At 42.3% G+C, this 7,004-nt stretch carries 4 protein-coding genes, 21 tRNA genes, 2 rRNA genes, 1 riboswitch and 1 other annotated feature (1 of these 29 only partly in view); of the genes, 2 read left to right on the forward strand and 25 right to left on the reverse strand.

The annotated features are described in order from the left end of the window. Positions 1 to 38 (reverse strand) — a binding site (T-box leader); it reaches 167 nt to the left of the window's first position. Position 39: 1 nt separating this feature from the next. Continuing rightward, positions 40 to 1,497 carry a LysM peptidoglycan-binding domain-containing protein gene (locus BMX34_RS02030; protein ID WP_159428817.1) on the reverse strand — a complete coding sequence of 486 codons (1,458 nt, stop codon included), beginning with the start codon at positions 1,495 to 1,497 and terminating at the stop codon, positions 40 to 42. 250 nt (positions 1,498 to 1,747) lie between these two features. Here BMX34_RS02030 and BMX34_RS02035 point away from each other — a divergent pair, with 250 nt between their 5' ends. After that, a complete protein-coding gene (locus tag BMX34_RS02035) occupies positions 1,748 to 2,305 on the forward strand; it encodes a tRNA 5-(aminomethyl)-2-thiouridylate-methyltransferase MnmM (RefSeq protein ID WP_092570269.1) in 558 nt (185 codons plus the stop codon). On the opposite strand, the gene metK is transcribed toward BMX34_RS02035, so the two are convergent. Continuing rightward, positions 2,302 to 3,492 carry a methionine adenosyltransferase gene (gene metK / locus BMX34_RS02040; protein WP_092570271.1) on the reverse strand — a complete coding sequence of 397 codons (1,191 nt, stop codon included), beginning with the start codon at positions 3,490 to 3,492 and terminating at the stop codon, positions 2,302 to 2,304. The genes BMX34_RS02035 and metK overlap by 4 nt on opposite strands. Beyond that, a riboswitch (SMK box riboswitch) is annotated at positions 3,490 to 3,576 on the reverse strand. (Overlaps the previous gene by 3 nt.) Before the next feature lie 60 nt (positions 3,577 to 3,636). On the opposite strand from metK, the gene BMX34_RS02045 reads away from it, so the two are divergent. Beyond that, positions 3,637 to 4,437 carry a hypothetical protein gene (locus BMX34_RS02045; protein WP_092570273.1) on the forward strand — a complete coding sequence of 267 codons (801 nt, stop codon included), beginning with the start codon at positions 3,637 to 3,639 and terminating at the stop codon, positions 4,435 to 4,437. A 212-nt stretch (positions 4,438 to 4,649) separates the two neighbouring features. On the opposite strand, the gene BMX34_RS02050 is transcribed toward BMX34_RS02045, so the two are convergent. The 23 genes from BMX34_RS02050 to BMX34_RS02160 all read right to left on the reverse strand — a co-directional run. Next, positions 4,650 to 4,720 (reverse strand) — tRNA-Gly (locus BMX34_RS02050). Positions 4,721 to 4,731: 11 nt separating this feature from the next. Further along, positions 4,732 to 4,804 (reverse strand) — tRNA-Met (locus BMX34_RS02055). 11 nt (positions 4,805 to 4,815) lie between these two features. After that, positions 4,816 to 4,905 (reverse strand) — tRNA-Ser (locus BMX34_RS02060). A 14-nt stretch (positions 4,906 to 4,919) separates the two neighbouring features. Then, positions 4,920 to 4,991 (reverse strand) — tRNA-Glu (locus BMX34_RS02065). A gap of 135 nt (positions 4,992 to 5,126) precedes the next feature. Next, positions 5,127 to 5,216, reverse strand: a tRNA-Ser gene (locus tag BMX34_RS02070). Between the two features lie 19 nt (positions 5,217 to 5,235). Further along, positions 5,236 to 5,309: transfer RNA gene (locus BMX34_RS02075), tRNA-Ile, on the reverse strand. A gap of 13 nt (positions 5,310 to 5,322) precedes the next feature. Then, positions 5,323 to 5,393 (reverse strand) — tRNA-Gly (locus BMX34_RS02080). Between the two features lie 10 nt (positions 5,394 to 5,403). After that, positions 5,404 to 5,476, reverse strand: a tRNA-Asp gene (locus tag BMX34_RS02085). A 2-nt stretch (positions 5,477 to 5,478) separates the two neighbouring features. Next, positions 5,479 to 5,551: transfer RNA gene (locus tag BMX34_RS02090), tRNA-Met, on the reverse strand. Positions 5,552 to 5,565: 14 nt separating this feature from the next. Further along, positions 5,566 to 5,655, reverse strand: a tRNA-Ser gene (locus tag BMX34_RS02095). A 10-nt stretch (positions 5,656 to 5,665) separates the two neighbouring features. Then, positions 5,666 to 5,739 (reverse strand) — tRNA-Ile (locus BMX34_RS02100). 9 nt (positions 5,740 to 5,748) lie between these two features. After that, a tRNA-Met gene (locus BMX34_RS02105) sits at positions 5,749 to 5,822 on the reverse strand. Positions 5,823 to 5,832: 10 nt separating this feature from the next. Continuing rightward, positions 5,833 to 5,905, reverse strand: a tRNA-Ala gene (locus BMX34_RS02110). Positions 5,906 to 5,918: 13 nt separating this feature from the next. After that, positions 5,919 to 5,992, reverse strand: a tRNA-Pro gene (locus BMX34_RS02115). Positions 5,993 to 5,998: 6 nt separating this feature from the next. Next, a tRNA-Arg gene (locus tag BMX34_RS02120) sits at positions 5,999 to 6,072 on the reverse strand. A gap of 29 nt (positions 6,073 to 6,101) precedes the next feature. Continuing rightward, positions 6,102 to 6,186 (reverse strand) — tRNA-Leu (locus BMX34_RS02125). A gap of 30 nt (positions 6,187 to 6,216) precedes the next feature. Beyond that, positions 6,217 to 6,288, reverse strand: a tRNA-Gly gene (locus tag BMX34_RS02130). A 5-nt stretch (positions 6,289 to 6,293) separates the two neighbouring features. Next, a tRNA-Thr gene (locus tag BMX34_RS02135) sits at positions 6,294 to 6,366 on the reverse strand. A 14-nt stretch (positions 6,367 to 6,380) separates the two neighbouring features. After that, positions 6,381 to 6,462: transfer RNA gene (locus BMX34_RS02140), tRNA-Leu, on the reverse strand. A gap of 23 nt (positions 6,463 to 6,485) precedes the next feature. Further along, positions 6,486 to 6,558: transfer RNA gene (locus BMX34_RS02145), tRNA-Lys, on the reverse strand. 9 nt (positions 6,559 to 6,567) lie between these two features. Then, positions 6,568 to 6,640, reverse strand: a tRNA-Val gene (locus BMX34_RS02150). Positions 6,641 to 6,664: 24 nt separating this feature from the next. Then, a 5S ribosomal RNA gene (gene rrf / locus BMX34_RS02155) occupies positions 6,665 to 6,780 on the reverse strand. Between the two features lie 86 nt (positions 6,781 to 6,866). Next, positions 6,867 to 7,004 (reverse strand): 23S ribosomal RNA (locus tag BMX34_RS02160); the annotation flags it as partial.

A 7,004-nucleotide genomic window follows, 5' to 3' on the forward strand; every position in this document is an offset into this window, starting at 1 on the left:
CATTACACTTCTAATACTTCAAACCTTACACTATTTAATTTAAACTAAAACAACTTGACCTGGTAAAATCAATTGATCATACCCGGAAAATCCGTTTAAAGTCACTAATTCATCCAATGAAATACCATTTTTACGGGCAATCGCATATAATGAATCCCCACGTTGAACAACATACGTTCCTTGTGAGCTAGCGCTAGTAGCCACGCTGTTATCAGCCACAGTAGTTTCAACCGGTTGAGCTGTTTCAGCAACAGACTCGGCTGGTGTTGTTTCTGCTTGATTATTTGTTTGGGCTACTACAGCTTGGCCATTAATGGCTAAACTTTGACCTGGATAGATAAAATTATTAACAATACCATTGGCACTTACTAGACTATCCATTGAAATGCCAAAGCGATGAGCAATGCCCCAAACAGAATCTCCAGCTTTAACGGTATAAGATGAACCTGACAGTGAACCCGCCGAAGTTTCTGTCACATTCGTTGCATCAATAGCTTGACTTGGTATTTGTTTTTGAACTTGGCCAGCATTGACTTGCAGAACTTGACCTGGATAGATAAAGTTATTACTAATTCCATTGGCTGAAGTTAAAGCTTCCATAGATATTCCATAGCGATGGGCAATACCCCAGACTGAATCTCCAGCTTTAACTACATAAGAACCAGCAGCTGCTTCCGTGCTATCAACGGTAACTGAATCCGTTCGATTGTTTACAGCTTGGCTTGGTTGACTTGCAGTGCTTGTTCCGCTAACAGCTAAGACTTGGCCCGGATAAATAAAGTTACCTGATAAGTTATTAGCTGCTCGTAAAGCTTCCATGGTCATGCCATAACGATGAGCAATGCCCCAGACTGAATCTCCAGCCTTGACTTGATAAGAACCAGCACCCACAGCTTGTTGCGTGGATTCACTTGGTGTAGCTGCTTGTGTTTCAACCGCTTGAGCATATCCGCCATCATATTGAGTCAAATTATAATTCGCAATTAATTGGTTTAATTTCTGCCCATACGAAGTATCGGTAGCATAGCGACCCGTTAACCAACTTGTAGCATCGGTATATGAACTGGTATTACTCTTACGGGCACCCTTATAGAAATTATAACGCCAAGAATCAGGGTTATTATCTCCGGTTAATACACTCGCATAATCGGCTAATGATTGACCATAATTGTCATAAACTCTAAAACCATCAGTAATTCCATAGTAATTACCACTACCATCATCTTCTAAGGTGTTCATTTGAGCTGATTGACCATTATAAGATCCTTTAATCCCAAATAAATTGTGATAGTTTGTCGCTAATGTCGAATTTCCCCAGCCTGATTCCAAGGCTGCCTGGGCAATCATTACTGAGGCATATAAGTCATTTTTAGCAGCAACTTCTTTAGCATATTCGGCCACCAAACCTAAAAATTGACTTGGAGAATTTTTCGCTTCTACCGTTTTGGTTAGTACAGGAAGTGTATTTGTTGGTTTAACATTTTCCAGTACGAACACGCTTGATAAAAGCATCATACTCACATTAACTTTACTAAAAAGTTTTCTGTTTTTTATCCGACGGTTTTTTTGTGCCTTTTGGCAAATTATTTCTCGTCTACTCGTCACTATTGTCCCTCCGTTACCAACAAAATTTTAATTTCTCACAATTTTTATTATAATACTAAATAAACAAGTATAGGTGGTTTTGCGTTTGATTTATTAAAAGCTTAACAAATGTAATTCACTTGTAACATTAGGAGGCCTTGTTTTGCTAAATGCACTTCATTATAGTCATCAGCTATTACAACAACTGATCCAAAAGTTCCCTGCAGGCAACTTTATCGACGCAACCTTAGGTAAAGGACACGATTCACAATTGATACTCCAACAAGCTCACTTTCAAGGAAAGCTGTTTGCTTTTGATATTCAGGAAGCGGCCCTTACCTATTCACTCGAGAAATTAAATCAATTTAAGAATTTCCAGGCTTTTCTGGCTAATCATGACCAAGTGGACCAATATCTTCCTGAAAATTTACCCATCCATGGAGCCATCTTTAACTTGGGCTATTTACCAGGAGCCGACCATCAAATTACTACCCAGTATACTTCAACAATCACAGCCGTCGAGAAAATTTCCCGACAGCTCGTTTCACAGGGCATGATTATTATCGTCGTGTATTCTGGACATCCAGCTGGAAAAATAGAAAGAGACCGACTCCTTGAAGTACTCAAAGAGTGGTCCCAAGAGGAATATAGTATTCTCCAATACAATTTTATCAATCAAAAAAATAATCCGCCATTTACTTTAGTCATTGAGAAACGTTAGGCTTTTTGCATAAAGTTTTGAATCTCTTGCACTTTATCGAGTCGTTCCCAAGGCAAATCAAGATCTATCCGACCAAAATGACCATAGGCGGCAGTTTGACTATAGATTGGTCGTCTTAGTTGTAAATGATCGATAATGCCCTGCGGGGTCAAATCAAAAACTCGTTCAATCATTGCTTCAATCTTAGTTTCTGAATAATGACCCGTATCAAAGGTATTCACATTAATTGAAGTTGGCTGGGCCACTCCAATCGCATAAGATAATAAGATTTCACAGCGATCAGCTAGACCTGCGGCCACAATATTCTTGGCTACATAGCGAGCCATGTATGAGGCTGAGCGGTCTACTTTGGTCGCATCTTTCCCAGAGAATGCCCCACCCCCATGATGGGCAATACCACCGTAGGTATCAACAATAATCTTCCGACCTGTTAAGCCGGAGTCACCTACCGGGCCTCCAATGACAAATTTGCCAGTTGGATTAATGAAATATTTAGTTCGCTCGTCTAACCATTCGGCTGGACAGACTGGTTTAATTACATGTTCGAAAATGTCTTTATGCAGTTGTTCTTGACTAATTTCTTCCGCATGTTGACTGGAAACTACAATATTGTCAATCCGCCGTACATTCATTGCTTCATCATATTCAATGGTAACCTGAGTCTTACCATCAGGACCTAAATAAGTTAAAGGTCCCATCTTACGAACTTCAGCGAGTTTTCGGGCTAAACGGTGGCTTAAATCAATCGGTAAAGGCATATAGCTTTCAGTTTCTCGGCTAGCAAAACCAAACATAATCCCTTGGTCACCTGCACCTAGGGTTTCTGCAGAGTTATCAACTTGATCCCGACTCTCAAGAGCTCGGTCAACACCCTGAGCAATATCGGCTGATTGCTCATCTAAACTTACTAAGACAGCTACATTATCAGCATCAAAGCCATATTTACGATCGGTATAGCCAATTTCTGCAATTTTCTGACGGACAATCTTTTGAATATCGACATAAGCACTGGTTGAAATTTCCCCAAAAACAAAAACTAGACCCGTCGTAACGGCTGTTTCAACTGCGACACGTGCATTAGGGTCTTGGATTATGATAGAATCTAGGATAGCGTCACTAATTTGATCGGCAATCTTATCGGGATGCCCTTCAGTGACAGATTCAGAAGTTATTAATTTTTTATACATTAAGCGTTCCCCCATTTTCTTTATTGGTTACAAGGCATATTCACTGATTTGTGAACCCTTTCGGGAATTTTTATTGTAACGAGCTTCATTATATCTTATTATAGAATACAATGAAATAGTAATTCTAAACGAAAGGTCAATTTTATGAAATCATTTATCAAGATATTACAGAATCCCTTTGTTAAATTATTCTTAGCGCCAATGGCCCTGATGCTTTTTGGTAGCGTATTGGGCGCAAGACAAGTGGGGCAATTTCACATTAAAACATTTTTACTCCTTTATATGATAGTAGCAATCCTTGAGGTGATCAATCATTTCTTAAGGATTCGGCTAGATCAAAAGATGAGTGAACAGGCACCCAACTTCATTCTCATCGCTTGCGAAGTCATCTTGCTAATCTTATATGTCATATTTGCTCTCAGCCAACACTGGATTATTAATGTCCTCGTTCTTTTAGCCATCGCCTATAATCACTTAATTTATTTCCCATATAAATTTACCACGAGTATCTATCATCTCGTCTTAAATGTGTTCTTTAATGGATTTATCTGGCAAGTTATTGCCTATTTCTCACAAAGTTCAGCCTTACATGCGGACTTCTTGCTCAAAGTCATTCCAATCACAATGGCATTCTTGGCTTTAGAATTAGAAAGTAATCAACTGAAAATCAGACAGATGCCAGATAGAAGAAATCCACAATTCCCTTTTAATAAATATATAAGTGCAGGTCTAGCTTTGCTTGCCATTGGTTTAGCCAGTTACGATTCACTTCCAAGTCATTCATTTTTCTTGGTTCAGATTGTATTTGTGATTCTATCTCTACTAGTTTTTGCCCCTCTTTTGGTCGAGTCAACCCAACAACACCAAGTTCAAAATAAATTAAATTATTTAGCCAGTATTTTTTTAATTTTTAACATTGGCTATACCCTGAGCTATATCTTTTAAGCAGAAGGACTGAAGCAGTAACAAGCTCCAGTCCTTTTTATAATGATCTAAAACTGTTAATGAAAATCAGAAAAATGACTACTCATGAACAATCCTTGATATATCAGTTAACTCTTTTATTAAGTGCAAATTCTTTTAGAAAAAAAGCTGAATTGACGTCGTAATAGGCTAAAAATATGCAAAATAAAAAGACCTTTTAAAGGTCTTAACAAAGCGGGTGAGGAGAATCGAACTCCCGACAACAGCTTGGAAGGCTGTAGTTTTACCACTAAACTACACCCGCAAAATGAAAGATTGCGGGGGTAGGATTCGAACCTACGACCTTCGGGTTATGAGCCCGACGAGATGCCAGCTTCTCCACCCCGCGATCCATTGTTAAGGAGGATGTGGGATTCGAACCCACGCACGCTTTTACACGCCTGACGGTTTTCAAGACCGTTCCCTTCAACCGGGCTTGGGTAATCCTCCATTGAATAAGTATATAGTCCGTACGGGATTCGAACCCGTGTTACCGCCGTGAAAGGGCGGTGTCTTAACCACTTGACCAACGGACCAAGATAATAAATTTGCTGTGTTAGGTAGTGCTTATACTAAAAATTCACTGAGTTGGTCTTCGAAATACGTTATACCAAATTTGTAGCATAACCACTTTCAAACGGACCAACATAATAAGAATAAAGCAAAAATCACGGAGAAGGAGGGATTTGAACCCTCGCGCCGTATTAAAACGACCTACACCCTTAGCAGGGGCGCCTCTTCAGCCTCTTGAGTACTTCCCCATAGCCAATATAACAGCTATGGGCCTGAATGGATTCGAACCATCGACCTCACCCTTATCAGGGGTGCGCTCTAACCGACTGAGCTACAGGCCCGTATAGTGGACAAAGCGGGTGAGGAGAATCGAACTCCCGACAACAGCTTGGAAGGCTGTAGTTTTACCACTAAACTACACCCGCATAGTATAAACGGTCCGGACGGGATTTGAACCCGCGATCTCCTGCGTGACAGGCAGGCATGTTAACCCCTACACCACCGGACCAATTGCGGGGGTAGGATTCGAACCTACGACCTTCGGGTTATGAGCCCGACGAGATGCCAGCTTCTCCACCCCGCGATAATAATATAAAAAGGAGGATGTGGGATTCGAACCCACGCACGCTTTTACACGCCTGACGGTTTTCAAGACCGTTCCCTTCAACCGGGCTTGGGTAATCCTCCAGAACTGAAATGGACCTTGTAGGACTCGAACCTACGACCGGACGGTTATGAGCCGTCAGCTCTAACCAACTGAGCTAAAGGTCCAAAGTCATATAGCGGCGAAGGGGATCGAACCCATGACCTCCCGGGTATGAACCGGACGCTCTAGCCAGCTGAGCTACACCGCCAACAAAAAAATGGAGAATAGCGGGATCGAACCGCTGACCTCCTGCGTGCAAAGCAGGCGCTCTCCCAGCTGAGCTAATCCCCCATAATAATATATATCGGGAAGACAGGATTCGAACCTGCGACCCCTTGGTCCCAAACCAAGTGCTCTACCAAGCTGAGCTACTTCCCGGATATATACACCCTACAGGAGTCGAACCTGTAACCTTTTGATTCGTAGTCAAACACTCTATCCAATTGAGCTAAGGGTGCACTATTCAATTTTACACAATCAAGTGCAATGCCGAGGACCGGAATCGAACCGGTACGGTGTTAACCACCGCAGGATTTTAAGTCCTGTGCGTCTGCCTGTTCCGCCACCCCGGCAAAATATTGCCAACATAATGATTCAGGCTAAGCGGAAAACGGGGTTCGAACCCGCGACCCCAACCTTGGCAAGGTTGTGCTCTACCACTGAGCTATTTCCGCGTAAATGCCGGCTAAAGGACTTGAACCCTCGACCCTCTGATTACAAATCAGATGCTCTACCAACTGAGCTAAGCCGGCAAATTATTTTCTAATGCGGGTGAAGGGACTTGAACCCCCACGCCTTGCGGCGCCAGATCCTAAATCTGGTGCGTCTGCCAATTCCGCCACACCCGCAGATTCTAAATCGAATTCAGAAATGACCTGTGCAGGAATCGAACCTGCGACCCACTGATTAAAAGTCAGTTGCTCTACCGACTGAGCTAACAAGTCAAAATATAGTGGGGGTTAACGGGATCGAACCGCTGACCCTCTGCTTGTAAGGCAGATGCTCTCCCAGCTGAGCTAAACCCCCAAATCATTAAGCGAAAATTACCCTGCGCGGCAACGACCTACTCTCACAGGACCAAAGGTCCCACTACCATCGGCGCTAAGAAGCTTAACTGCTGTGTTCGAGATGGGAACAGGTGTGTCCTTCTTGCCCTCATCACCACACAGGTAATCTCTTCGCTGAGTGAATGATCACTCAAAACTGAATATCAAATCTCCCTCAAATAATTCCCATCACTTCCCTCGAATCCGTGGTTAAGTCCTCGACCGATTAGTACTAGTCCGCTCCATACATCACTGTACGTCCACTCCTAGCCTATCTACCTGATCGTCTCTCAGGGGTCTTACGAATTGGGAAATCTCATCTTGAAGCTGGCTTCGCACTTAGA

Source organism: Ignavigranum ruoffiae (genome assembly GCF_900110675.1).
Classification (GTDB): domain Bacteria; phylum Bacillota; class Bacilli; order Lactobacillales; family Aerococcaceae; genus Ignavigranum; species Ignavigranum ruoffiae.